Origin of the sequence: Pseudomonas pseudonitroreducens, assembly GCF_021603645.1 — a bacterium.
Lineage (GTDB): Bacteria > Pseudomonadota > Gammaproteobacteria > Pseudomonadales > Pseudomonadaceae > Pseudomonas > Pseudomonas pseudonitroreducens.
Window position 1 is genome coordinate 70,676 of record NZ_BQHJ01000011.1, and the last position, 22,306, is coordinate 92,981.

The window sequence follows — 22,306 nt, forward strand, 5'->3', positions numbered from 1 at the left end:
GCGCTGGCCGCACTTCGCTATAATCGCCGGCTTGCTGACAAGCCAAACCTTGGCCCGACCGGGCCCGATTAGGATCGCGCATGTTCGAAAACCTTACAGATCGCCTCTCGCAAACGCTGCGCCACGTTACCGGCAAGGCCAAGCTGACCGAGGACAACATCAAGGACACGCTCCGCGAAGTGCGGATGGCCCTGCTGGAGGCCGACGTGGCCCTGCCAGTGGTCAAGGACTTCGTCGCCAAGATCAAGGATCGCGCGGTCGGCACCGAGGTTTCCAAGAGCCTGACCCCGGGCCAGGCCTTCGTGAAGATCGTCCAGGCCGAGCTGGTCGAGCTGATGGGCGCGGCCAACGAAGACCTCGACCTCAATGCCGCTCCGCCGGCGGTCATCATGATGGCCGGCCTGCAGGGCGCGGGCAAGACCACCACTGCCGGCAAGCTGGCGCGCTTCCTCAAGGAGCGCAAGAAGAAGTCCGTGCTGGTGGTGTCCGCCGACGTCTATCGCCCGGCGGCGATCAAACAGCTGGAAACCCTGGCCAGCGATATCGGTGTGACCTTCTTCCCCTCCGATACCAGCCAGAAGCCGGTGGCCATCGCCGAAGCGGCGATCCGTGAGGCCAAGCTGAAGTTCATCGACGTGGTCATCGTCGACACCGCCGGTCGTCTGCACATCGACGCCGACATGATGGACGAGATCAAGCAGGTGCACGCGGCGATCAAGCCGGTGGAAACCCTGTTCGTGGTCGACGCCATGACCGGCCAGGACGCCGCCAACACCGCCAAGGCCTTCAATGACGCGCTGCCGCTGACCGGCGTGGTGCTGACCAAGGTCGACGGCGACGCCCGTGGCGGTGCCGCGCTGTCCGTGCGCGCCATCACCGGCAAGCCGATCAAGTTCCTCGGCATGGGCGAGAAGAGCGAAGCGCTCGATCCGTTCCACCCCGACCGCGTGGCCTCGCGCATCCTTGGCATGGGTGACGTGCTCAGCCTGATCGAGCAGGCCGAGCAGAGCATGGATCGCGAGAAGGCCGAGAAACTCGCGAAGAAGATCAAGAAGGGCAAGGGCTTCGACCTGGAAGACTTCCGCGATCAGCTGCAACAGATGAAGAACATGGGCGGCCTGGGCAGCCTCATGGACAAACTGCCGATGCTCGGCGGCGTCAACCTGTCGCAGATGGGCAACGCACAGAACGCGGCAGAGAAGCAGTTCAAGCAGATGGAGGCGATCATCAACTCCATGACCCCTGCCGAGCGCCGTGATCCGGAAGTGATCAGCGGCTCGCGCAAGCGCCGCATCGCCATGGGTTCGGGTACCCAGGTGCAGGACGTTGGTCGCCTCATCAAGCAGCACAAGCAGATGCAGAAGATGATGAAGAAGGTCACCGCCAAGGGCGGCATGGCCAAGATGATGCGCGGCATGGGGAGCATGTTCCCCGGCGGCATGCCCAAGATGTGAGGCCAGACGGCTCGCCGCCCGGCGGGCCGGACGCGCTGCGGCTTGCGGCGCGGGGCTTTAGCTCATAGAATATGCGGCCTTTCGGGCTATGTGCCCGAGGGCTGCATTTCTTTTTTGCAAGCAAACCATAGGAACAACGTACGCATGGTAACCATTCGTCTGGCTCGTGGCGGCTCCAAGAAGCGCCCGTTCTATCACCTGACCGTGACCAACAGCCGCAACGCTCGTGACGGCCGTTTCGTCGAGCGCGTCGGCTTCTTCAACCCTGTCGCCACTGGCGCCGAAGTCAAGTTCTCGGTCAACCAGGAGCGTCTGAACTACTGGCTGAGCCAAGGCGCTCAACCGTCTGAGCGTGTTGCTCAGCTGATCAAGGACGCCGCCAAGGCTGCCTGAGATCAATGAACACGAATCCTGCTCCCGCCGAGGAGATGGTTGTTCTCGGCAAGATCGTATCGGTGCACGGTATTCGTGGTGAGGTGAAGGTGTATTCCTTTACCGATCCGTTGGACAACCTGCTGGACTATCGCCGCTGGACGCTCAAGCGTGGCAACGAAGTTCGACAGGCTGAACTGGTCCAAGGTCGCGTGCAGGGCAATGTCCTGGTCGCGAAGCTGAAGGGACTGGATGATCGCGAGATCGCCCGCACCTTCGCTGAATTCGAAATCCTGGTCCCGCGCAGCGAGCTGCCGGTGCTGGACGATGGCGAGTTCTACTGGAGTCAGTTGGAAGGTCTCAAGGTGATCGACCAGAACGGGCAACTGTTCGGGATTCTCGACCACATGCTGGAGACCGGCGCCAACGATGTGATGGTAGTCAAGCCCTGCGCAGGCAGCCTGGACGACCGTGAACGCCTGCTCCCGTATACGGATCAGTGCGTGCAGTCGGTAGACCTGGAAGCTGGCGAGATGCGGGTGGACTGGGACGCGGACTTCTAGCCCATGTGGATAGGAGTAATCAGCATCTTTCCGGAGATGTTTCGCGCCATCAGCGACTATGGCATCACGAGTCGCGCGGTCAAGCAGGAGCTGATCCAGCTTCAGTGCTTCAACCCGCGAAGCAACACCGAGGACCGTCACCAGACGGTGGACGACAGGCCTTTCGGCGGTGGTCCCGGCATGGTGATGAAAATCAAGCCGCTCGAAGGCGCACTGGGCGATGCCCGGCAAGCCGCAGGCGGACCGGTGAAGGTGATCTACCTCTCGCCGCAAGGTCGCAAGCTCACGCAGGCGGCCGTGAAAGAACTGGCGAACGAGGAACGACTGATCCTGATCGCCGGGCGTTACGAAGGCATCGACGAGCGCTTCATTGAAGAGCATGTCGATGAGGAATGGTCAGTTGGCGATTATGTCCTGTCCGGGGGTGAGCTTCCGGCCATGGTGCTGATTGACGCGGTCACGCGGTTGTTGCCCGGTGCACTGGGCCACGTGGACTCCGCCGAGGAGGACTCCTTCACGGATGGCCTGCTCGACTGTCCGCACTACACCCGACCCGAGGTGTACGCAGACAAACGTGTTCCTGAGGTGCTGCTCAGCGGCAACCACGAACACATCCGGCGCTGGCGTTTGCAGCAGTCCTTAGGCAGGACCTGGGAACGACGTGCCGATCTTCTGGATTGCCGCTCGCTTTCTGGAGAAGAGAAAAAGCTGCTGGAGGAATACATCCGCCAGCGGAACGATAGTTAACGTATCGATGGCGAGCGCCGAGCGCTTGTCTTAGGAGCACGAAATGACCAACAAGATCATTCAGCAGATCGAAGCTGAACAGATGAGCAAAGAGATTCCGGCGTTCGCCCCCGGCGACACCGTAATCGTCCAGGTTAAAGTGAAGGAAGGCGACCGTCAGCGTCTGCAGGCCTTCGAAGGCGTCGTGATCGGCAAGCGTAACCGCGGCCTGAACAGCGCTTTCACCGTTCGCAAGATCTCCAACGGCGTAGGCGTTGAGCGTACCTTCCAGACCTACAGCCCGCTGGTAGACAGCATCTCCGTCAAGCGTCGCGGCGACGTGCGCAAGGCCAAGCTGTACTACCTCCGCGAACTGTCCGGCAAGGCAGCGCGCATCAAGGAAAAACTGGCCTAATTCGCCGGTTGTTCCCGAAAAAAGCAGCCTACGGGCTGCTTTTTTCTTGCCCGTCGTTTTTCGCCCGTCAATTCGGCGTCCCTTCTGCCCCGGCAGCGCATTAGAAGCACAACACCCGCAGCACCGGCAGCCACCCTCATTGCATCAGGTAGCAGTGGCATGAGCCCCAGAGAGCAGGAAATCCTCCGTCGTACGGAGCTTTCCGAAACCCGCGTGACCAAGGCGATCTTCCCGCCCACCACCAATCACCACAACACCCTGTTCGGCGGCACCGCACTGGCCTGGATGGATGAAGTCTCGTTCATCGCCGCGACGCGTTTCTGCCGGCTGCCGCTGGTGACCGTGTCCACCGACCGCATCGACTTCAAGCACCCGATCCCCGCTGGCTCCATCGTCGAGCTGATCGGCCGGGTGGTGAAGGTGGGCAATACCAGCCTCAAGGTCGAGGTGGAGGTGTTCGTCGAGAGCATGTCCGCCGACGGCCGCGAGAAGGCCATCCACGGGCTGTTCAGCTTCGTCGCCATCGACGACGAGAAGCGCCCGGTGCCGGTCCTGCCCGGCTTCGAGGCCTGAAACGCAAGAAGGCGCCCTTGGGCGCCTTCTTGCTTCATGCCTATCCGCTTTCTGTAGGAGCGAGCTTGCTCGCGAACAGATTTGCCGGGTACATCGGTTTTGTGCGGTTCGCGAGCAAGCTCGCTCCTACAAAGACAACGCGTCAGTGGCGCAGGCTGATCTTCAGCGAGGCCTGGGACAGGTCGATGTTCTGCAGGCTCAGGCTGCCCATGCTCTGGGTTTTCGGCGCGCCGGCGACGCGGATGTTGTCGAAGCGCACCTCGCCGATGGAGCTGGGCAGGCGCACGTTGATCGATCCGTCTGCATTCAGGCTGGAGGAGGCGTGCAGCGTGTCGTACTGGACGTCGTGCAAAGAGGTTTCGGCGTCGAGGCTGTCGACCACTGGCATCACCAGTCGGGAAAGCTGCTTGATGGCGCCGACGCCATCCCCGCTCTCGGCGCTGACCAGCAGGCTCTGCAGGGTGTCATCGAAACCCTGGGCGCTGACGTCGCTCATCTCGCGGTCGCTCAACGGCTTGAGGCCCTTGGGCGCTTCGTGGCGGGTGATGCTCGTCGGTGCCTGGCGCTGCACGTCGGCGCTGGCCAGCTGGAACGGGCTGAGCAGGGCGGCGACCAGCGTTGCCGCCAGGCGCAGGTTGTTCTGCTTCTTCAGCGCGCGACCGAGCTGGCGCTCACTGATCCAGCCCTGCTGGATCAGTGTTTCGCCCAGGCGCAGTCCATTGGTGAGCTGGAGCTGGATGGCCTTATCCAACTGGTGGGAGGTGATCAGGCCCTTGCTGACAAGGATCTGGCCGAGACGGGAGTTCTGTTGACTGGACATGGCGTGGGCTTCGTGGGGCGCAATGATGGCGTGGTGCAATCATTGTCTGTCAGACACATTCTGTCACCAGTCTTAAGATAGGCAGACATGGCCGGTCGTCAGGTTGTTACGGCCTGCGCCGTTTCGTTCGTACTCGACGTGTTTCCAGGCGCCTCCTCGATGAGCGAAATCACTGTCCAGCCGGTGTCGGGCGCCAGCGGGCGCTCGGGGGTGGCGATATGCAGGCGGCCGTTCGGGTCCTTGGCGAACAGCAGCAGCGCGCGGCCTTCGTGCAGGGCCTGGTAGTCCTCCCAGCCGAAGTTCTCGCTGAGCAGCGTCGAACGGATCTCCGCACCGCGCGCGATCAATCCGGCCATCTGTGGGTAAGTCACCGCCGACTGGCCCAGTGGGCGGCCCCGATGGCGGTCGCTGACCCGATGCTTCTCGCTGCGGCGGCTGTCCTGGCTGCTGGGCAGGATGAAGCGCTGGCGGGGGTTGAACTCGTGGCGGAAGCTCATGCACATCAGCGCATTCAGTTCGGCGTTCGGCGACAGGGCCAGCAGGTGGCCCAGGCCGATCAGGTCCAGGTGCGCCTCGGCGTGCTGCGAAGCCGGGTTGCCGAAGTAGGTGGGCAGGTTGTCCATCCGTGCCGCGCGAGTGTTCTCCCAGCTCGAATCGGTGAGCAATACCTCCACGCCGGCGTTCTGCAGGCCGGCACCGATGGCGCGCGCCACCGGGTTGGCGCCGATGATCAGGAAGCCGGTGGGCACCGGCTCGGCGACTTTCAGCAGGCGCGCCAGCGGTCTCGCGGTGGCGCTCTGCAGGATCACTGTGCCGATGATCACCAGGAAGGTCAGCGGCACCAGCACGCCGGCCTGGGCGTGGCCGGCTTCCTGCAGTCGGATGGCGAAGATCGCCGAGACTGCCGCGGCGACGATTCCCCGGGGAGCAATCCAGCTCAGCAGTGCCCGTTCGCGCCAGTTCAGCGTGGAGCCGGCGGTGGCAATCATGACGTTCAGCGGTCGTGCGACGAACTGGATCAGCACCAGCACCAGCAGGGCTATCGGCCCCAGGCCGAGCAGGGCCGGCAGGTCCAGGCGCGCGGCGAGCAGTACGAACAGGCCGGAGATCAACAGGACGCTGAGGTTCTCCTTGAAGTGCAGGATGTGCCGCACGTCGACGCCCTGCATGTTGGCCATGCGCAGGCCCATCACGGTGACGGCGAGCAGCCCTGATTCGGACATCACGGTGTTCGACAGGACGAACACGCCGAGGACGACCGAGAGTGACGCCAGGTTGTGCAGGTAGTCCGGCAGCCAGTGGCGCCGCAGCGCGACGCCCAGCGCCTGGCCGCCGAACAGGCCGAAGAGGATGCCGCAGCCGATCACGCTGATGAAGGTCAGGAGGCTGTCCGTCCACCCGGAGCCTGCGTCGCTGGCGGCGATGAAGGTGTAGACCACCACGGCGAGAATGGCGCCGATGGGGTCGATGACGATGCCTTCCCAGCGCAGGATGTTGGCGATGGTGGCATTGGGGCGCACCACGCGCAGCATGGGCACTATCACCGTGGGGCCGGTGACCAGGGTGAGGGTGCCGAAGAGCAGCGCCATCTCCCAGGTGAAGTCCAGCAGGTAGTGGGTGGCCAGGGCAATCACGCCCCAGGTGACCAGGGCGCCGATGGTCACCATGCGGCGTACCACGGTGCCGATTTCCTTCCACTCGTCCAGGTGCAGCGTCAGGCTGCCCTCGAACAGCACCAGGGCTACCGCGAGGGATACCACGGGGAACAACAGCGGGCCGAACAGCGCTTCCGGCGACAGCACATGCAGGACCGGGCCCACCAGGATGCCGCTCAGCAGCAGGAAGAGAATCGCCGGCAGGCGCAGGCGCCAGGCCAGCCACTGGCTGAGGAGGGCAGCGATGCCGATACCGGCGAAGGCGTAATAGGTGCTGTGTTCGTCCATGGACCGTCCGGGGAAGTGGCAGGAGTGGTGAGGGGGATGCTGTCTATGAAAGACTACCGCCGCTGCTTTTTCCTTTTTCATGGCGCGAAATGACCCCGATTCCCCATCCCCTGATCGATCGTTTTCTGGATGCCCTGTGGCTGGAGAAAGGCCTCTCCGACAATACCCGCAGCGCCTATGGCAGCGACCTGGCCCTGTTCAACGGCTGGCTCGACAAGCGTGGGGTGCAGCTGGAGGCGGCGGGTCGCGACGTGATCCTCGATCATCTGGCCTGGCGCCTGGGCGAGGGCTACAAGGCGCGCTCCACGGCACGCTTTCTGTCGGGCGTGCGTGGCTTCTACCGCTATTGCCTGCGCGAGGGCCTGATCGGCGAAGACCCGACCCTGTTGGTGGACTTGCCGCAACTGGGCAAGCCGCTGCCCAAGTCGCTGTCCGAAGCGGATGTGGAAGCGCTGCTGGCGGCGCCGGAGACCGATGATCCGCTTGGGCTGCGCGATCGCACCATGCTGGAGGTGCTGTATGCCTGCGGCCTGCGGGTCAGCGAGCTGGTCGGCCTGACTCTGGAGCAGGTGAACCTGCGCCAGGGCGTGGTGCGTGTGCTCGGCAAGGGCAGCAAGGAGCGCCTGGTGCCGCTGGGCGAGGAGGCGATCCGCTGGATCGAGCGCTACGTGCGCGAGGCGCGCGGTGACCTGCTGGCCGGCCGGCCGAGCGACGTGCTGTTCCCCAGCCTGCGCGGCGAGCAGATGACCCGGCAGACCTTCTGGCACCGCATCAAGCTGCACGCGAAGGTCGCCGGCATCGGCAAAAGCCTGTCGCCGCACACCCTGCGCCACGCCTTTGCCACCCATCTGCTCAATCACGGCGCCGACCTGCGCGTGGTACAGATGCTGCTGGGGCACAGCGACCTCTCTACCACGCAGATCTACACGCATATTGCCCGCGCCCGTCTGCAGGACCTGCATGCCCAGCACCACCCCCGTGGGTGAGCTTCGCTGCGCCGCTAGACATCCTTCGAGTTGTGTGGCTTCACGCCAGTGTCCAGCGTGATCTTGTAGGAGCGAGCTTGCTCGCGAACAGCCGGAAGCGGTGCGGGCCAGTGAGGTTCGCGAGCAAGCTCGCTCCTACAGAAAAGCCGCGGAAGCCGATAAGACCGCCGAAGCTTCCGGCTACAGCCTTTGGCTCGGTCTTGCCGGCCCGGTGTGATAGTCTTCGCCGACTGACATCAGGAGTTTTCCATGCGTTTGTCTCGACTTCTGGCTGGTATGGCTATCGGCCTCGCCAGCACTCTCGCCCTGGCCGCCGAACCGGACCAGGCGATCCGCACCACCCTGCAGTCCCTGCAGCCTGACCTGCCCATCGAGAACATCTCCAAGGGGCCCCTGGACGGTATCTACCAGGTGCAGCTCAAGGGCGGCCGTATCCTTTACGCCAGCGCCGACGGCCAGTTCGTCGTGCAGGGCAATATCTACCAGGTGAAGGACGGCAAGCCGACCAACCTGACCGAGAAGGCCGAAAGCGCCGGCGTGGCCAAGACCATCAATGCCATCGCCGCCAAGGACATGGTGGTGTTTCCGGCCAAGGGCGAGACCAAGGCGCACATCACCGTCTTCACCGACACCACCTGCCCGTACTGCCAGAAGCTGCACGCCGAAGTGCCAGAGCTGCAGAAGCGTGGCATCGAAGTGCGCTACCTGGCCTTCCCGCGCCAGGGTCCGAACTCGCCGGGCGACGCGCAGCTGCAGGCTGTCTGGTGCTCCAAGGACCGACAGGCGGCGATGAGCGACATGTTCCACGAGAAGGAAGTGAAGGCCGCCAAGTGCGAAAACCCAGTGGACGCGCAGTTCGCCCTGGGCCAGATGGTCGGTGTGCAGGGCACCCCGGCGATCATCCTCGCCGACGGGACCATGCTGCCGGGCTACCAGCCGGCCGGCCAGATCGCCAAGCTGGCGCTGGAAGCCAAGTAAGCCGCGGCTTGCGCTCTGATTGACTAATGCGGAACCGCTTCGTAATGTTCGGTTCCTTTTGACTAGGGAACAGGCAGCCCGCCTGTTCTGACATGGTGCCTGCCCCCATGCCCGCCTCGTTGCGGGCATCGGCGTCTCAGGCGCCCCGATGCTGTAATCATGGGGAGTTTCAGCGTGAAACCGGTGAAAGTGGGAATCTGTGGGTTGGGGACCGTCGGTGGCGGTACCTTCAATGTACTCAAACGCAACGCCGAGGAGATTGCCCGCCGTGCCGGGCGTGGTATCGAGGTTGCGCAGATTGCCGCCCGTCGCCCCAATCCGAAGTGTGAAACCGGCAGTACCCCCATTACTGCCGACATCTTCGACGTGGCGAACAACCCGGAAATCGACGTGGTCATCGAGCTGATCGGTGGCTACACCCTGGCCCATGAGCTGGTGCTCAAGGCCATCGAGAACGGCAAGCACGTGGTCACCGCGAACAAGGCGCTGATCGCCGTGCACGGCAACGAAATCTTCGCCAAGGCTCGCGAGAAGGGCGTCATCGTCGCCTTCGAAGCCGCCGTGGCCGGCGGTATCCCGGTGATCAAGGCGATCCGCGAAGGCCTGGCCGCCAACCGCATCAACTGGCTGGCCGGCATCATCAACGGCACCGGCAACTTCATCCTCACCGAAATGCGTGAGAAGGGCCGCGCCTTCGCCGATGTGCTGAAGGAAGCCCAGGCGCTGGGCTATGCCGAAGCCGACCCGACCTTCGACGTGGAAGGCATCGACGCCGCGCACAAGCTGACCATCCTGGCGTCCATCGCCTTCGGTATCCCGCTGCAGTTCGACAAGGCCTACACCGAGGGCATCACCCAGCTGACCACTGCTGATGTGAACTACGCCGAGGCGCTGGGCTACCGCATCAAGCACCTGGGCGTCGCCCGCCGTACCGACAAGGGTATCGAGCTGCGCGTGCACCCGACCCTGATCCCGGCCGACCGCCTGATCGCCAATGTGAATGGCGTGATGAACGCGGTCATGGTCAACGGCGACGCCGCTGGCTCCACGCTGTTCTACGGCGCCGGTGCCGGCATGGAGCCCACCGCTTCCTCGGTGGTCGCCGATCTGGTGGACGTGGTTCGCGCCATGACCGCCGACCCGGAGAACCGCGTGCCGCACCTGGCCTTCCAGCCGGACTCGCTCTCCGACCACCCGATCCTGCCGATCGACGCCTGCGAAAGCGCCTACTACCTGCGCATCCAGGCCAAAGACCATCCGGGCGTACTGGCCCAGGTGGCGACCATCCTCTCCGAGCGCGGCATCAACATCGAATCGATCATGCAGATGGAAGTCGAAGAGCATGACGGTCTGGTGCCGATGATCCTGGTTACCCACCGCGTGCTCGAGTCCCGCATCATCGAAGCCATCACCGCGCTGGAAGCGCTGGATGACGTCGTCGGCAATGTCGTACGCATCCGCGTCGAGCAACTGAATTAATCGGGCTGCGGGTGACAGGCGGCAGGCGGCAGGCGGAAAAGCCTGAAGCCTGAAACCTGAAGCCTGGAGCCAAAACCGAAGGTTTTGAACATGCGTTACATCAGTACCCGCGGCCAGGCGCCCGCGCTGAACTTCGAAGACGTGCTGCTGGCTGGCCTGGCCAGCGACGGCGGCCTCTACGTACCGGAAAACCTGCCACGCTTCACCGTCGAGGAGATCGCCTCCTGGGCCGGCCTGCCGTACCACGAGCTGGCCTTCCGCGTGATGCGCCCGTTCGTTGCCGGCAGTATTTCTGATGCCGACTTCAAGAAGATTCTCGAAGAGACCTACGGTGTCTTCGCCCACAACGCCGTGGCGCCGCTGCGCCAGCTCAACGGCAACGAGTGGGTGCTGGAGCTGTTCCACGGCCCGACCCTGGCCTTCAAGGACTTCGCCCTGCAACTGCTCGGCCGCCTGCTCGACCACGTGCTGACCAAGCGCGGCGAGCGCGTGGTGATCATGGGCGCCACCTCTGGCGACACCGGCTCGGCCGCCATCGAAGGCTGCAAGGCCTGCGAGAACGTCGACATCTTCATTATGCACCCGCACAACCGTGTGTCCGAGGTGCAGCGCCGGCAGATGACCACCATCCTCGGCGAGAACATCCACAACATCGCCATCGAAGGCAACTTCGACGACTGCCAGGAAATGGTCAAGGCCAGCTTCGCCGACCAGGGCTTCCTCAAAGGCACTCGCCTGGTGGCGGTGAACTCGATCAACTGGGCGCGGATCATGGCCCAGATCGTCTACTACTTCCACGCCGCCCTGCAGCTCGGTGCGCCGGCCCGTTCCGTGGCCTTCTCGGTGCCCACCGGCAACTTCGGCGACATCTTCGCCGGCTACCTGGCGCGCAACATGGGTCTGCCGGTCAGCCAGCTGATCGTCGCGACCAACCGCAACGACATCCTGCATCGCTTCATGTCCGGCAACCGCTACGACAAGGACACCCTGCACGCGTCGCTGTCGCCGTCCATGGACATCATGGTGTCGTCCAACTTCGAGCGCCTGCTGTTCGACCTGCACGGTCGCAACGGCAAGGCCGTCGCCGAGCTGATGGACAACTTCAAGGCCACCGGCAAGCTGGCCGTCGAGGATGACCGCTGGACCGAAGCGCGCCGCCTGTTCGATTCGCTGGCGGTAAGCGACGAGGAAACCTGCGAGACGATCGCCCAGGTCTACGCCGAGTCCGGCGAACTGCTGGACCCGCATACCGCCATCGGCGTACGTGCGGCCCGCGAATGCCGTCGCAGCCTGGCGGTGCCCATGGTTACCCTGGGCACTGCGCATCCGGTCAAGTTCCCGGAAGCCGTGGAGAAGGCCGGTATCGAGGCTGTTCCGGCACTGCCGGCGCACCTGGCCGACCTGTTCCAGCGTGAAGAGCGTTGCACCGTGCTGGCGAACGAACTGGCCAAGGTCCAGGCCTTCGTCAGCGCCCACGGCAACCGCGGCAAGCCGCTCTAAGCCGGGGTTCGCTGTCAGGAAAAGCCCGCCCCATGGCGGGCTTTTTCATGCCTGTGATACAGGTTGGTGAAACATGTGGTCATGACCAACGGTACTGAAACCCACGAACTTTATCGCCGAACGTGCTGTCTTCTTCCTGTGTTTTTTCATTTCGCAACAAGGAGATACGACATGGACCGGCTAAGCGCCCTGCTGACCGAGACCTTCGCTCCCTACGCTCCCTCCCTGGGCCCGGCACGCCCCGACGGCGGCCGTATCCTGACCCTTACCAACGACGATGGAGATGTAGTACTGCGGCGTGTCATCGAAGGCCAGCATCTGGCCGACCATGAGCAGAGTGCGGAGGCGGTGCAGACCATCCGCCGCGACCTGCTGATCTCCGAAGGTCGCATGGAGGACGATGTGGTTTCCCAGTTGCGCCAACGCGCGCAGGTGCTGAGCTACGGCACCTGAGCGCGCTGTGATGAAAACGCCGCCCACTGGGCGGCGTTTTCGTTTCTGCCCCTCAAAGCTTGTCCTCAGAGCTTGCCCAGGTACTTCAGACGCGAGCGGATGCCGCCGGTCGAGCGGCCGTGTTCCTGGGCAATCGCGGCGATGGTTTCGCCCGCTTCGAAGCGTTGCAGCAGCCGTTGTTCTTCTTCTGCCTGCCAGGGTTTGCCGGCCTGCTGTGGATGGAGGCGGGGCTTGGCCGCTGACGCTTCCAGCGCGCGGATGGCGTGGAACAGCGCGCGGATCACCGCTGGCGCCTGGCAGGCATCATCTGCCGCCAAGGGTGCATCGTGGCGCGGGTCGATACCGTTGGCCAGCATGCGCAGCAGCACGAGGGAGTCGGCGAGGTGGTCGGCGCTCATGGCGGCCCTCCTGATTCTTGTCCGTCGATGCTTGGCGAGCGCATGTGCGCTGTCTGTCGGCAGAGTCGGGAGAGAATGGAGAAACGGCGGAGGAGGGCGGGGAAGCTGTAGGAGCAAGCTTGCTCGCGAACAGATTTTTCGCCAGCTCAATCGTTGGGCTGGTTCGCGAGCAAGCTCGCTCCTACAGGGATCATTCCGGCAGCCATGAAAAACGGCCCCGAAGGGCCGTTTTCGTTGCAGCGCAGAGGATCAGCCGCCGAGGTACGCGTCGCGCACCTTGGGGTTCACCAGCAGGTTGGCGCCGGTGTCCTGCATGACGATGCGACCGTTCTCCAGCACATAGCCGCGGTCGGCGAGCTTGAGCGCCTGGTTGGCGTTTTGCTCGACGAGGAAGACGGTGACGCCTTCCTGGCGCAGCTGTTCGACGATGTCGAAGATCTGCTGGATGATGATCGGCGCCAGGCCCAGCGACGGCTCGTCGAGCAGCAGCAGCTTGGGCTTGCTCATCAGCGCACGGCCGATGGCGAGCATCTGCTGTTCGCCGCCGGACATGGTGCCGCCGCGCTGGTTGAAGCGTTCCTTCAAGCGCGGGAACAGCGCCAGGACCTTGTCCATCTGCTCCTGGTAGTCACCCTTGCTGGTGAAGAAGCCGCCCATGGCGAGGTTCTCCTCCACGGTCAGGCGGGCGAACACGCGACGGCCTTCCGGCACGACGGCGATGCTCTTGCGCATGATCACCGAGGATTCCTTGCCGACCAGTTCTTCACCCATGTAGGTGATGCTGCCCGAGGAGGCGCGCGGCGAGCCGCACAGGGTCATCAGCAGGGTCGACTTGCCGGCGCCGTTGGCGCCGATCAGGGTGACGATCTCGCCCTGCTGGACTTCCATGCTGACGTCGTGCAGCGCCTGGATCTTGCCGTAGAAGGTGGAAACCTTGTCGAACTTCAGCATGACTCAGGACTCCCCCAGATAGGCTTTGATCACATCCGGGTTGCCGCGGATTTCCTCCGGGGTGCCGTCCGCCAGGGGAGTGCCCTGGTTGATCACGTAGATATGGTCGGAAATGCTCATCACCAGCTTCATGTCGTGCTCGATGAGCAGGACGGTGACGCCGTGCTCGGAGCGCAACATGGCGATCAGCGCCTTGAGGTCCTCGGTTTCCCGCGGGTTCAGGCCGGCCGCCGGCTCGTCCAGCATCAGCAACTGCGGACGGGTCATCATGCAGCGGGCGATCTCCAGGCGGCGCTGCTGGCCGTAGGCGAGGGTGCCCGCCGGGCGGTTGGCGATGTCCTTGAGGTTGACGATTTCCAGCCAGTGCGAGGCGTAGTCCAGGGCCTCGGCTTCCGCGCGACGGAAGGCCGGGGTCTTGAGCAGGCCGGCGAGGAAGTTGGTGTTGATGTGCCGGTGTTGCGCCACCAGCAGGTTCTCCACCGCGGTCATCTCCTTGAACAGGCGCACGTTCTGGAAGGTCCGCACCACGCCCTTGTGGGCGATCTTGTGGCCCGGCAGGCCCTGGATGGGCTCGCCGCGCAGCAGGATCTCGCCGCCAGTGGGGGCGTAGAAGCCGGTCAGGCAGTTGAACACGGTGGTCTTGCCGGCGCCGTTGGGGCCGATCATCGAGATCACCTGTTTTTCCTGGACCTTCAGGGCCACGTTGTTGACGGCCAGCAGCCCGCCGAAGCGCATGGTGAGGCCGGATACTTCAAGAATCGGTCGGCTCATTTGCGCAACTCCAGGTGCGGGCGCTGCATGGGCAGAAGCCCCTGCGGACGCCAGATCATCATCAGCACCATGAGGGCGCCGAACATCAGCATGCGGTACTCGCTGAACTCACGCATCAGTTCGGGCAGCAGGATCATCACCACGGCGGCCAGGATGACGCCGAGCTGGGAACCCATGCCACCCAGCACCACGATGGCGAGGATGATGGCCGATTCGATGAAGGTGAACGACTCCGGGGTGACCAGGCCCTGGCGCGCGGCGAAGAAGCTGCCGGCGAACCCGGCGAAGCAGGCGCCGAGGGTGAAGGCGGAGAGCTTGATCAGCGTCGGGTTCAGACCCAGTGCGCGGCAGGCGATCTCGTCTTCGCGCAGGGCTTCCCAGGCACGGCCCAGGGGCATGCGCAGCAGGCGGTTGATGACGAACAGCACCAGCAGCACCAGCAGCAGCGCGACCAGGTAGAGGAACACGACCTTGTAGTTCGAGTTGTAGGCGATGCCGAAGAACTCGTGGAAGGTCTGCATCCCCTCGGGGGCGCGGCGCTCGAAGGTCAGGCCGAACAGGGTCGGCTTGTCGATGTTGCTGATGCCATTGGGGCCGCCGGTCAGCTCGGTCATGTTGCGCAGCAGGATGCGGATGATCTCGCCGAAGCCCAGGGTCACTATCGCCAGGTAGTCCCCGCGCAATCTCAACACCGGGAAGCCGAGGATGAAGCCGAAGAACGCGGCCATCAGGCCGGCGATCGGCAGGCACACCCAGAAGCCCAGGCCGTAGTAGTGCGACAGCAGCGCGTAGCTGTAGGCGCCCACGGCATAGAAGCCGACGTAGCCGAGGTCGAGCAGGCCAGCCAGGCCCACCACGATGTTCAGGCCCAGACCCAGCAGCACGTAGATCAGGATCAGGGTGGCGATGTCCACCGCACCGCGCGAGCCGAAGAACGGCCAGGCGAGGGCGACGAGAATCAGCACCATGATGATCTTGCGTTGCACGGAGGCGTGGGTCAGGCGTTCGGCCAGGCGGGTATGCGGATGCGACAGGGCTTGCTTCACGCTGCCGCCGAAGGCGAAGCGATCGCGCACCAGTTGCCAGACGAACATCAGCACGGCGCAGGCAGCGATGGTCCACAACCGGGTGGGGCTGACGTTCTCCAGTTGCAGGCCAATGCCGATCACGCTGAGCTTCAGGCCCAGCACCGGATAGGCCACGGCCATCACCAGCAGGGCGCTGAAGAAGGCGGTCTTGAGTTTCTGGCTCATACTTTTTCCACCTCCGGGCGACCGAGCAGGCCAGTGGGGCGGAAGAGCAGAACGAGCACCAGCAGGGTGAACGCCACCACGTCCTTGTACTGGTCACCGAACACGTCGGCGCCAAAGGCTTCGGCCACGCCCAGCACCAGGCCGCCGAGCATGGCGCCCGGGATGCTGCCGATGCCGCCCAGCACCGCGGCGGTGAACGCCTTGATGCCGGCGAGGAAGCCGATGTGCGGGTTGATCACGCCATACTGCAGGCCCAGCAACACCGCGGCGACGGCGGCCAGGGTGGCACCGATGACGAAGGTCAGGGCGATGATGTTGTTGGTGTTGATGCCCAGCAGGTTGGCCATCTTCAGATCCTCCGCGCAGGCGCGGCAGGCGCGGCCCAGGCGGGAGCGGGAAATGAACATGGACAGGCCGTACATGGTCAGCAGGGTGACGATGAAGATCAGCACCTGCATGTACGAAATGGTCACGCCGGTCATCTCGTCCGCGCCGATGATGAAGTTGCCCGGCAGCAGGTTGGGGATTGCCTTGTCCTTGGAATCCTGGGCGAGCAAGACCTCGTTCTGCAGGAAGATCGACATGCCGATCGCGGAGATCAGCGGAATCAGCCGGTTGCTTCCGCGCAGGGGCCGATAGGCGATCCGTTCGATGCTGTAGCCGTAGGCGCTGGTGACGATGATCGCCGCGGCGAAGGTGCAGATGATAACGACAGGGAGACTCACGATCCCCATCATGGCCAGCCCCGTGATCACGATGAAGGCTACGTACGAGCCAATCATGTACACCTCGCCGTGGGCGAAGTTGATCATGCCGATGATGCCGTAGACCATGGTGTAGCCGATGGCGATCAGGGCATAGGTGCTGCCGACGGTGAGGCCGTTGATCAGCTGTTGCAGGTAGTGATAGAGCTCAGGCATTACCTAACTCCTCGGGCGTCGCGTGAAGCGGCGCTTGTGGCGCGACGGACCCCCGGAATACTCGGATAAACAAAGCCCACTGCGTGGGCAGTGGGCTTTGTGTGGAGGCGGGTGGCTTACTTGGCTTCGGTCTTGGTGCCGTCCTTGTGCCACTGGTAGACCACGAAGTTGAAGTTCTTCAGGTCGCCCTTCTCGTCGAAGGCCAGGTCACCGGTCGGGGTCGCGAAGGTGTTGGAGCGCAGAGCGGCGGCTACCTTGTCGGTGTCCTCGCTGCCGGCTTTCTTGATGCCTTCGGCGATGACCTGCACCGCGGCGTAGGCCGGGAACACGAACGGACCGCTCGGGTCTTCGTTCTTGGCCTTGAAGGCGTCAACCAGGGCCTGGTTCTTCGGATCCTGGTCGAAGGACTTCGGCAGGGTCACGTACAGGCCTTCGGAAGCCGGGCCGGCGATGGCGGAGATCTCTTTGTTACCCACGCCTTCCGGGCCCATGAAGCCGACTTTCAGGCCTTTCTCGGCAGCCTGGCGGAGGATCAGGCCCAGCTCCGGGTGGTAGCCGCCGTAGTAGACGAAGTCGACCTTGGCCTGCTTGAGCTTGGCAATCATCGCGGAGAAGTCCTTGTCGCCGGCGTTGATGCCTTCGAACAGGGCGACCTTGATGCCAGCGTCTTCCAGGGTCTTCTTCACTGCAGTGGCGATGCCTTCGCCGTACTGCTGCTTGTCGTGGATCACGGCCACGGTCTTGGGCTTGATGTGCTCGGCGATGAACTTGCCGGCGGTCGGGCCCTGCAGGCTGTCCAGACCGATGGTACGGAAGATCAGCTTGTAGCCGCGGGAAGTGATGTCCGGGCTGGTGGAGGCGGCGGTGATCATCAGCACGCCTTCGTCTTCGTAGATGTCCGAAGCCGGTTGAGTGGAGCTGGAGCACAGGTGGCCAACGACGAACTTGACGCCATCGTTGACGATCTTGTTGGCAACGGCCACGGCTTGTTTCGGATCGCAAGCGTCGTCGTAGACCACGCCTTCGAGTTGCTTGCCATCAACGCCGCCAGCCTTGTTGATCTGCTCAATGGCCATCTTCGCGCCAATGAACTGCATCTCCCCATACTGGGCGACTGCGCCGGTCACCGGGCCGGCCAGAGCGATCTTGATGGTGTCCGCGGCCATGGAGAAGCTGGCAACGCCGGCCAGGGCCATGGCGGTGAACAGCTGGGAAAGACGCTGAGTACCCTTTTTCATAGTGCTCCACTCTTCTTGTGTTTTCGTTTTTGTAGTCCTGGTGGCCGAGGGGCTACCGGACCGGGATTGCCCCGGACAGGCCCACCGGCAACTGTACCGGTACAGTGTAGAGTGCCGCCTGTCCCGTTGAAAAGCGGGGGGCGGCTGGCCATCTGTGGGCATGTCGCAAGATTGAAACAAACGTACAGAAAAACGGCGCCTTCAGACTTCTCCCCGCAGGTTTTCCGTCACCGTGGAAAACGCCGTCCGAACCTTGCCTGGCGCGGTCCCGGCGCTATCATGGCGCCGTTCGTTTACCAGGTGAGATCCATGACAGAAGAAGCTAGCACCCTCTATGCCAAGTTGCTTGGCGAAACCGCGAAGATTTCCTGGCAGGAGCTCGCGCCCTTTTTCGCCCGCGGCAACCTGCTCAAGGTCGCGGGTTCCGCCGATCTGGTGGAGGTCGCGATGGGCGTGGCCGAAGACGACAAGGCGAAGGTTGCCGCCTGGCTGGCCAGTGGTGACCTGAGCAAGGTCGACGAGAAGCTGGCGCAGGATTTTCTCGACCGTGACCCGGAACTCTGGGCGGTGGTGATCGCGCCCTGGGTGCTGGTACAAGAAAGAGTTCGAAAAGAATCCGTGCACTGACGCAGGGCGATTTCCAATTCGCAAAGGCCGGCTAGACTGTCGGGATTCCATAGAAGGAGATTCGCCATGTTCGAACCGGGCCATCTGCATCTCCAGTCCCTGCCGGGGCTGGGGCAGCAGGAGATCGACGCTCACATCAACTATGAAGTGCGCAAGGATGCGGAAAAGGGCACCCTCGTCCACTTCATCATGAAAGGTGAGATCGACGGCAATGCCTTCACCGAAGAATGGGATATGCCCAAGGAACAGGCCTTCAATTTCGCCAGCGATGCCACCCGCATCGCGCAGAAGCATGGCCTGCATCCGCGATTCGGCTCGATGGTGCGCAACCACAAGGAATACGACGCGATGTTCGAAGACATCCGTCAGAAGCTCGGCACCCAGCCTGGCGATCCGATCGACCTGGACAAGGTGATCCACGGCGACTCGTGACCGACGTACTCGATAAAAAGCCCGGCCATGTGCCGGGCTTTTTGTTGTGGACTATTTCAGCCGCAGCGCCAGAGGCGTTTCCTGCAGGTTACTGGCTCACCCAGCGCTGCCGTGCCCAGGCGCTCAGGCTGTCGACACAGAGCACCAGGAGCAGCATGGCGATGATCACCGTTGCCGCCTGGGCCTGCTGGAACAGGCTGAGGCTGAAATACAGCATCTGCCCCAGGCCTCCCGCGCCGACGAAGCCGAGCACGCTGGCCATGCGGATGTTGTTCTCCCAGCGGTAGAGCATGTACGCCACCAGCTGTGGCCAGACGGCCGGGAGGGTGCCGTAGCTGAATGCCGCGATGCGCCCGCCACCAGCCAGGCGTACTGCCTCGGCCGGGGCGCTCGGCGTATTTTCCAGCGCCTCGGCGAACAGCCGGCCGAGCACGCCACCGGTGTGCAGCGCCAGGGCGAGCGTGCCGGCGTTCGGGCCCAGGCCCGCGGCCAGCACCATCAGTGCGCCCCAGACCAACTCCGGTACCGCGCGCAGGGCGTTGAGCAGTAGCCGCGACAGGCTCTGCGCGATGCGCCCGAAGCGCCCGGCCGCCGGCAGCGCGAGAAGCATGCCCAGCACTGCTGCGAGCAAGGTGCCAATGGCCGACATGGCCAGGGTTTCCAGGGCACCGCGCCCGACTGCCGCGACATGCGTTGCGCTCAGGTCCGGCGAGAGGAAGTCGCGCCCGTAATCGAGCATCTGGCCCAGGCCGCGCGCGTCGAACAGGCCGCCGCTGTCCATCTCCAGGTAAGCGAAGGACGAGCCGATGGCGAGCAGGATCAGCAGCAACCAGCCCAGGCTGCGCAGCAGGCTGCTCATTCGAGCCTCCCGCGGAGGAAGCGGCTGAGCAGATCGGCGCCCAGCACCAGGACCAGGAAGGTCAGCAGGATGCTCGCCACTTCACCACCGGCGAACATGCGCAGCGACAGGTCGATCTGCTGGCCGAGGCCTCCGGCGCCGACGAAGCCCATCACCACCGAGGCGCGGATCGCGCATTCCCAGCGGTAGACGGTGTAGGAGATCAGTTCCGATGCCGCCGAAGGCAGCACGCCGTAGGCGAAGGCCTGCAAGCGCGAGCCGCCGGCCAGCAGCAGGGCGCGGGTCGGGCGTGGGTCCACCGACTCGAAGATTTCCGCGTAGACCTTGCCGAGCATGCCGCCATAGGTGATCGCGATGGCCAGCACGCCGGCGGTGGGGCCCAGGCCCACCGCGCGGACGAACAGCAGCGCCCAGACGATCTCCGGCACGCTGCGCAGCACAATCAGCAGGCCGCGCACCGGCCAGCGCAGCGCTCGCGCCCACCAGGCCGGCAGGCCGCCGCGCGGCAGGGCGGAGATCGACAGCGAGCGGGTCGCCAGCAGGGCGGCGGGGAAGGCGATCAACCAGGCCAGGGCCATGCCGGCGGTGGCGATGGCGAGGGTTTCCAGGGTCGCGCGGCCGAGCAGGGCGAGGAACTCTTCGTCATGGGCCGGTGGCCAGAAACCGCCGAGGAAGTTGGCCATGGTCCGTGCGTTGTCGCCGCTGAACAGGCCGGCGATATCCAGCTCGGATAACTGCAGGCCGGGCCACAGCAGCAGGAGTGCGAGCAGGGTGAGCAGCAGGCGCGGCAGCGCCGCCGGGTCGCGGGGCGGGTTCTTTGCAAGCGCTTGGTTCAGCATCGCGGAATCTGCACCACCACCGGTTTGCCCACCGGCGAGGAAGCATCCTGCTGGCCAAGCTGCTCGTTGGCGTAGAGGGCACGCAGGTCTTCGGCAGTGATGCTCCCCGCCGCCTTGTCGAAGGCAATGCGGCCATCGCGCACGCCGACGATGCGCGGGAAGTGCTCCAGCGCCAGGTCCACGGCATGCAGGCTGGCGAGCAAGGTCACGCCACGATTCTGTGCCTCGCGGGTCAGTACGCCGAGGGTGTGGCTGGCGAGTACCGGGTCCATGGCCGAGACGGGTTCGTCTGCGAGCAGCACTTCGGCTTGCTGGTACAGCGCACGGGCGATGCCGACCCGTTGCAGTTGGCCACCGGACAGCTGGTCGCAGCGCTCGAAGAGCTTGTCGCCCAGGTCCAGGCGTTGCAGCTCGCTGCGGGCGCCGGCACTGTCGAGGGGGTAGAGCAGGCTCGCCAGGCATTTCCACAGCGGCCACTGGCCGAGTCTCCCGGCGAGCACCGCGGTGACTACGCGCTGGCGCGGTGGCAGCGGGGGAGCCTGATGCACCAGGGCAACGCGCGAGCGCAGGCGCTGGCGTGCGGAACCACTCAGGGCCCAGGGTTGGAGGCCGAGCAGGTCGTAGTTGCCGGAAGCGGGTTTCAGTGCGGTGGCGAGGATGCGCAGCAGGGTGGTCTTGCCGGCGCCCGAAGGGCCGATGATCGCCACCCGTTCACCGGTTTCGACGCTGAGGTCGATACCGGCGAGCGAGCGCTGGCCGTTGGCGTGGATGTGCTCCACGCCGGTCAGTTTCAGGGTCACTTCAGCAGGCCGGCGGCGCGCGCCGATTCCTCGATGCCCTTGTAGTTGTCAGGCTGGGTCTCGATGAAGCGGCTGGCCGCCTGCAGGTCGAGGATTTCCTTGTCGCGCGGCTTGCTCGGGTCGAGAGCGAGGAAGGCCTTCTTGATCTTCTCGGCCAGGGCCGGATCGAGGTTGCCGCGCACGGTCCAGTTGTAGTCGTAGTAGGTCGGGGTGGTGGCGAAGACCTTCACCTTGTTGGTGTCGACCTTGCCGCTATCCACCAGCTTCTGCCAGACCGAGGCGTTCAGCACGCCAGCGTCGACCTTGCCGGCCTGGACCCAGGCCACGGTGGCGTCGTGGGCGCCGGAGTAGGCCACGCGGGAGAAGAACTGCTCGGGCACCACGCCGTCCTTCTGCATGAAGTAGCGCGGCATCAGGCTGCCGGAGGTGGACGATACCGAGCCGAAGGCGAAGGTCTTGCCCTTGAGGTCCTGGATCGATTTCACGTTCGGGTCGGCGGTGATGAATTTGCTGGTGAACTGCTGGTCCTGCTCGCGCTGTACCAGCGGAATCGCATTGCCAGTCTTCAGGCGCGCCTGGACGAAGGTGAAGCCGCCCAGCCAGGCCATGTCGAGGCGATCGGAGGCGAGTGCCTCGACCACGCCGGCATAGTCGGACACCGGGATGAACTTCACCGGCATGCCCAGTTGCTCTTCGAGGTACGCGCCCAGCGGCTTGAACTTGCGCAGCAGCTCGGTCGGGGCTTCGTCGGGAATGGCGGAGACCTTGAGTTCCTTCGGTGTATCGGCGTGGGCGAAAACAGCGGACAGGGACAGAGCGAAACCGGCGGCGAGCGCCAGGGTGCGTTTGAGCATGGGGAGAGTTCTCCGGGTCAATGGCGGAAAAAACTCCGGGAGTATAGTGGCGGCGCGCCTGTTTGGCTGCCTTCGACTTCACCACGCCGGGTTCGGCAGGGA

The 22,306-nt window shown here is 64.2% G+C and carries 25 protein-coding genes; 13 read left to right on the top strand and 12 right to left on the bottom strand.

Annotated features, from left to right (window positions below):
• The first annotated feature begins 80 nt into the window (after window positions 1–80).
• The 6 genes from ffh (at window position 81) to L6D89_RS24315 (ending at window position 4,103) form a co-directional block, all read left to right on the top strand.
• Window positions 81–1,454 carry a signal recognition particle protein gene (gene ffh, locus L6D89_RS24290; RefSeq protein ID WP_236201453.1) on the top strand — a complete coding sequence of 458 codons (1,374 nt, stop codon included), beginning with the start codon at window positions 81–83 and terminating at the stop codon, window positions 1,452–1,454.
• 144 nt (window positions 1,455–1,598) lie between these two features.
• Window positions 1,599–1,847 carry a 30S ribosomal protein S16 gene (gene rpsP, locus L6D89_RS24295; RefSeq protein WP_017522237.1) on the top strand — a complete coding sequence of 83 codons (249 nt, stop codon included), beginning with the start codon at window positions 1,599–1,601 and terminating at the stop codon, window positions 1,845–1,847.
• Window positions 1,848–1,852: 5 nt separating this feature from the next.
• Window positions 1,853–2,389: a ribosome maturation factor RimM gene (rimM, locus tag L6D89_RS24300; protein WP_045210464.1), complete on the top strand. Its 537-nt coding sequence runs from the start codon at window positions 1,853–1,855 to the stop codon at window positions 2,387–2,389.
• Between the two features lie 3 nt (window positions 2,390–2,392).
• Window positions 2,393–3,136, top strand: coding sequence for a tRNA (guanosine(37)-N1)-methyltransferase TrmD (trmD, locus tag L6D89_RS24305; protein ID WP_024766884.1), 744 nt, complete (start codon window positions 2,393–2,395; stop codon window positions 3,134–3,136).
• 43 nt (window positions 3,137–3,179) lie between these two features.
• Window positions 3,180–3,530 (top strand): 50S ribosomal protein L19, encoded by a 351-nt coding sequence (gene rplS, locus L6D89_RS24310; protein WP_017522234.1) that lies wholly within the window; start codon window positions 3,180–3,182, stop codon window positions 3,528–3,530.
• Between the two features lie 159 nt (window positions 3,531–3,689).
• Entirely contained in the window at window positions 3,690–4,103 is a 414-nt protein-coding gene (locus L6D89_RS24315; protein WP_026079396.1) for an acyl-CoA thioesterase, read from the top strand.
• Between the two features lie 142 nt (window positions 4,104–4,245).
• Here L6D89_RS24315 and L6D89_RS24320 read toward each other — a convergent pair whose 3' ends face one another.
• The gene (locus tag L6D89_RS24320; RefSeq protein ID WP_236171800.1) at window positions 4,246–4,923 is read right to left on the bottom strand and encodes a cyclic di-GMP-binding domain-containing protein, MshE-related; all 678 of its coding nucleotides are present in this window, start codon (window positions 4,921–4,923) and stop codon (window positions 4,246–4,248) included.
• 98 nt (window positions 4,924–5,021) lie between these two features.
• On the bottom strand, window positions 5,022–6,866 hold the full coding sequence (locus tag L6D89_RS24325) for a cation:proton antiporter (protein WP_236201454.1): 1,845 nt from the start codon (window positions 6,864–6,866) through the stop codon (window positions 5,022–5,024).
• 89 nt (window positions 6,867–6,955) lie between these two features.
• Between L6D89_RS24325 and xerD the strand changes: the two genes are divergently transcribed.
• The 5 genes from xerD to L6D89_RS24350 all read left to right on the top strand — a co-directional run bounded on the left by xerD (window position 6,956) and on the right by L6D89_RS24350 (window position 12,262).
• The gene (gene xerD, locus L6D89_RS24330; RefSeq protein ID WP_236171796.1) at window positions 6,956–7,852 is read left to right on the top strand and encodes a site-specific tyrosine recombinase XerD; all 897 of its coding nucleotides are present in this window, start codon (window positions 6,956–6,958) and stop codon (window positions 7,850–7,852) included.
• Between the two features lie 249 nt (window positions 7,853–8,101).
• Entirely contained in the window at window positions 8,102–8,830 is a 729-nt protein-coding gene (locus L6D89_RS24335; protein ID WP_236171793.1) for a thioredoxin fold domain-containing protein, read from the top strand.
• A 174-nt stretch (window positions 8,831–9,004) separates the two neighbouring features.
• Window positions 9,005–10,309: a homoserine dehydrogenase gene (locus tag L6D89_RS24340; protein WP_236171791.1), complete on the top strand. Its 1,305-nt coding sequence runs from the start codon at window positions 9,005–9,007 to the stop codon at window positions 10,307–10,309.
• Between the two features lie 90 nt (window positions 10,310–10,399).
• On the top strand, window positions 10,400–11,809 hold the full coding sequence (thrC, locus tag L6D89_RS24345) for a threonine synthase (protein ID WP_236201455.1): 1,410 nt from the start codon (window positions 10,400–10,402) through the stop codon (window positions 11,807–11,809).
• Window positions 11,810–11,980: 171 nt separating this feature from the next.
• A complete protein-coding gene (locus L6D89_RS24350; protein WP_236171787.1) occupies window positions 11,981–12,262 on the top strand; it encodes a DUF3509 domain-containing protein in 282 nt (93 codons plus the stop codon).
• 65 nt (window positions 12,263–12,327) lie between these two features.
• On the opposite strand, the gene L6D89_RS24355 is transcribed toward L6D89_RS24350, so the two are convergent.
• From L6D89_RS24355 to L6D89_RS24380, 6 genes are all read right to left on the bottom strand, one after another.
• A complete protein-coding gene (locus L6D89_RS24355) occupies window positions 12,328–12,660 on the bottom strand; it encodes a hypothetical protein (protein WP_236201456.1) in 333 nt (110 codons plus the stop codon).
• Between the two features lie 249 nt (window positions 12,661–12,909).
• A complete protein-coding gene (locus L6D89_RS24360) occupies window positions 12,910–13,611 on the bottom strand; it encodes an ABC transporter ATP-binding protein (protein ID WP_024766892.1) in 702 nt (233 codons plus the stop codon).
• A 3-nt stretch (window positions 13,612–13,614) separates the two neighbouring features.
• Complete coding sequence (livG, locus tag L6D89_RS24365; RefSeq protein ID WP_054907399.1) at window positions 13,615–14,382, bottom strand: high-affinity branched-chain amino acid ABC transporter ATP-binding protein LivG; 768 nt, start codon at window positions 14,380–14,382, stop codon at window positions 13,615–13,617.
• The gene (locus tag L6D89_RS24370) at window positions 14,379–15,635 is read right to left on the bottom strand and encodes a high-affinity branched-chain amino acid ABC transporter permease LivM (protein ID WP_236171783.1); all 1,257 of its coding nucleotides are present in this window, start codon (window positions 15,633–15,635) and stop codon (window positions 14,379–14,381) included. The genes livG and L6D89_RS24370 overlap by 4 nt, the downstream gene beginning before the upstream one ends.
• The gene (gene livH / locus L6D89_RS24375; RefSeq protein ID WP_192430664.1) at window positions 15,632–16,555 is read right to left on the bottom strand and encodes a high-affinity branched-chain amino acid ABC transporter permease LivH; all 924 of its coding nucleotides are present in this window, start codon (window positions 16,553–16,555) and stop codon (window positions 15,632–15,634) included. Before livH ends, L6D89_RS24370 begins: the two co-directional genes overlap by 4 nt.
• Before the next feature lie 116 nt (window positions 16,556–16,671).
• The gene (locus tag L6D89_RS24380; RefSeq protein WP_236201457.1) at window positions 16,672–17,793 is read right to left on the bottom strand and encodes a branched-chain amino acid ABC transporter substrate-binding protein; all 1,122 of its coding nucleotides are present in this window, start codon (window positions 17,791–17,793) and stop codon (window positions 16,672–16,674) included.
• Window positions 17,794–18,102: 309 nt separating this feature from the next.
• Here L6D89_RS24380 and L6D89_RS24385 point away from each other — a divergent pair, with 309 nt between their 5' ends.
• Entirely contained in the window at window positions 18,103–18,420 is a 318-nt protein-coding gene (locus L6D89_RS24385; RefSeq protein WP_236171779.1) for a DUF2288 domain-containing protein, read from the top strand.
• Between the two features lie 66 nt (window positions 18,421–18,486).
• Window positions 18,487–18,852 carry a DUF5064 family protein gene (locus L6D89_RS24390; protein ID WP_236171777.1) on the top strand — a complete coding sequence of 122 codons (366 nt, stop codon included), beginning with the start codon at window positions 18,487–18,489 and terminating at the stop codon, window positions 18,850–18,852.
• An 88-nt stretch (window positions 18,853–18,940) separates the two neighbouring features.
• Here the strand turns inward: L6D89_RS24390 and phnE are convergent, their stop codons facing one another.
• From phnE to L6D89_RS24410, 4 genes are read right to left on the bottom strand one after another with little or no spacing between them, the layout of a single operon-like run.
• Entirely contained in the window at window positions 18,941–19,711 is a 771-nt protein-coding gene (gene phnE / locus L6D89_RS24395) for a phosphonate ABC transporter, permease protein PhnE (protein WP_236201458.1), read from the bottom strand.
• Window positions 19,708–20,550: a PhnE/PtxC family ABC transporter permease gene (locus L6D89_RS24400; protein ID WP_236201459.1), complete on the bottom strand. Its 843-nt coding sequence runs from the start codon at window positions 20,548–20,550 to the stop codon at window positions 19,708–19,710. The genes phnE and L6D89_RS24400 overlap by 4 nt, the downstream gene beginning before the upstream one ends.
• The gene (locus tag L6D89_RS24405) at window positions 20,544–21,350 is read right to left on the bottom strand and encodes a phosphonate ABC transporter ATP-binding protein (protein ID WP_236201460.1); all 807 of its coding nucleotides are present in this window, start codon (window positions 21,348–21,350) and stop codon (window positions 20,544–20,546) included. The genes L6D89_RS24400 and L6D89_RS24405 overlap by 7 nt, the downstream gene beginning before the upstream one ends.
• Entirely contained in the window at window positions 21,347–22,204 is an 858-nt protein-coding gene (locus tag L6D89_RS24410; protein WP_054907404.1) for a putative selenate ABC transporter substrate-binding protein, read from the bottom strand. The genes L6D89_RS24405 and L6D89_RS24410 overlap by 4 nt, the downstream gene beginning before the upstream one ends.
• Window positions 22,205–22,306: the final 102 nt, after the last annotated feature.

Bases quoted from the DNA above. Each gene is read 5' to 3' on its own strand.
- ffh (WP_236201453.1), top strand. From the start codon at position 81: ATGTTCGAAAACCTTACAGATCGCCTCTCGCAAACGCTGCGCCACGTT.
- rpsP (WP_017522237.1), top strand. From the start codon at position 1,599: ATGGTAACCATTCGTCTGGCTCGTGGCGGCTCCAAGAAGCGCCCGTTC.
- rimM (WP_045210464.1), top strand. From the start codon at position 1,853: ATGAACACGAATCCTGCTCCCGCCGAGGAGATGGTTGTTCTCGGCAAG.
- trmD (WP_024766884.1), top strand. From the start codon at position 2,393: ATGTGGATAGGAGTAATCAGCATCTTTCCGGAGATGTTTCGCGCCATC.
- rplS (WP_017522234.1), top strand. From the start codon at position 3,180: ATGACCAACAAGATCATTCAGCAGATCGAAGCTGAACAGATGAGCAAA.
- L6D89_RS24315 (WP_026079396.1), top strand. From the start codon at position 3,690: ATGAGCCCCAGAGAGCAGGAAATCCTCCGTCGTACGGAGCTTTCCGAA.
- L6D89_RS24320 (WP_236171800.1), bottom strand. From the start codon at position 4,923: ATGTCCAGTCAACAGAACTCCCGTCTCGGCCAGATCCTTGTCAGCAAG.
- L6D89_RS24325 (WP_236201454.1), bottom strand. From the start codon at position 6,866: ATGGACGAACACAGCACCTATTACGCCTTCGCCGGTATCGGCATCGCT.
- xerD (WP_236171796.1), top strand. From the start codon at position 6,956: ATGACCCCGATTCCCCATCCCCTGATCGATCGTTTTCTGGATGCCCTG.
- L6D89_RS24335 (WP_236171793.1), top strand. From the start codon at position 8,102: ATGCGTTTGTCTCGACTTCTGGCTGGTATGGCTATCGGCCTCGCCAGC.
- thrC (WP_236201455.1), top strand. From the start codon at position 10,400: ATGCGTTACATCAGTACCCGCGGCCAGGCGCCCGCGCTGAACTTCGAA.
- L6D89_RS24350 (WP_236171787.1), top strand. From the start codon at position 11,981: ATGGACCGGCTAAGCGCCCTGCTGACCGAGACCTTCGCTCCCTACGCT.
- L6D89_RS24355 (WP_236201456.1), bottom strand. From the start codon at position 12,660: ATGAGCGCCGACCACCTCGCCGACTCCCTCGTGCTGCTGCGCATGCTG.
- L6D89_RS24360 (WP_024766892.1), bottom strand. From the start codon at position 13,611: ATGCTGAAGTTCGACAAGGTTTCCACCTTCTACGGCAAGATCCAGGCG.
- livG (WP_054907399.1), bottom strand. From the start codon at position 14,382: ATGAGCCGACCGATTCTTGAAGTATCCGGCCTCACCATGCGCTTCGGC.
- L6D89_RS24370 (WP_236171783.1), bottom strand. From the start codon at position 15,635: ATGAGCCAGAAACTCAAGACCGCCTTCTTCAGCGCCCTGCTGGTGATG.
- livH (WP_192430664.1), bottom strand. From the start codon at position 16,555: ATGCCTGAGCTCTATCACTACCTGCAACAGCTGATCAACGGCCTCACC.
- L6D89_RS24380 (WP_236201457.1), bottom strand. From the start codon at position 17,793: ATGAAAAAGGGTACTCAGCGTCTTTCCCAGCTGTTCACCGCCATGGCC.
- L6D89_RS24385 (WP_236171779.1), top strand. From the start codon at position 18,103: ATGACAGAAGAAGCTAGCACCCTCTATGCCAAGTTGCTTGGCGAAACC.
- L6D89_RS24390 (WP_236171777.1), top strand. From the start codon at position 18,487: ATGTTCGAACCGGGCCATCTGCATCTCCAGTCCCTGCCGGGGCTGGGG.
- phnE (WP_236201458.1), bottom strand. From the start codon at position 19,711: ATGAGCAGCCTGCTGCGCAGCCTGGGCTGGTTGCTGCTGATCCTGCTC.
- L6D89_RS24400 (WP_236201459.1), bottom strand. From the start codon at position 20,550: ATGCTGAACCAAGCGCTTGCAAAGAACCCGCCCCGCGACCCGGCGGCG.
- L6D89_RS24410 (WP_054907404.1), bottom strand. From the start codon at position 22,204: ATGCTCAAACGCACCCTGGCGCTCGCCGCCGGTTTCGCTCTGTCCCTG.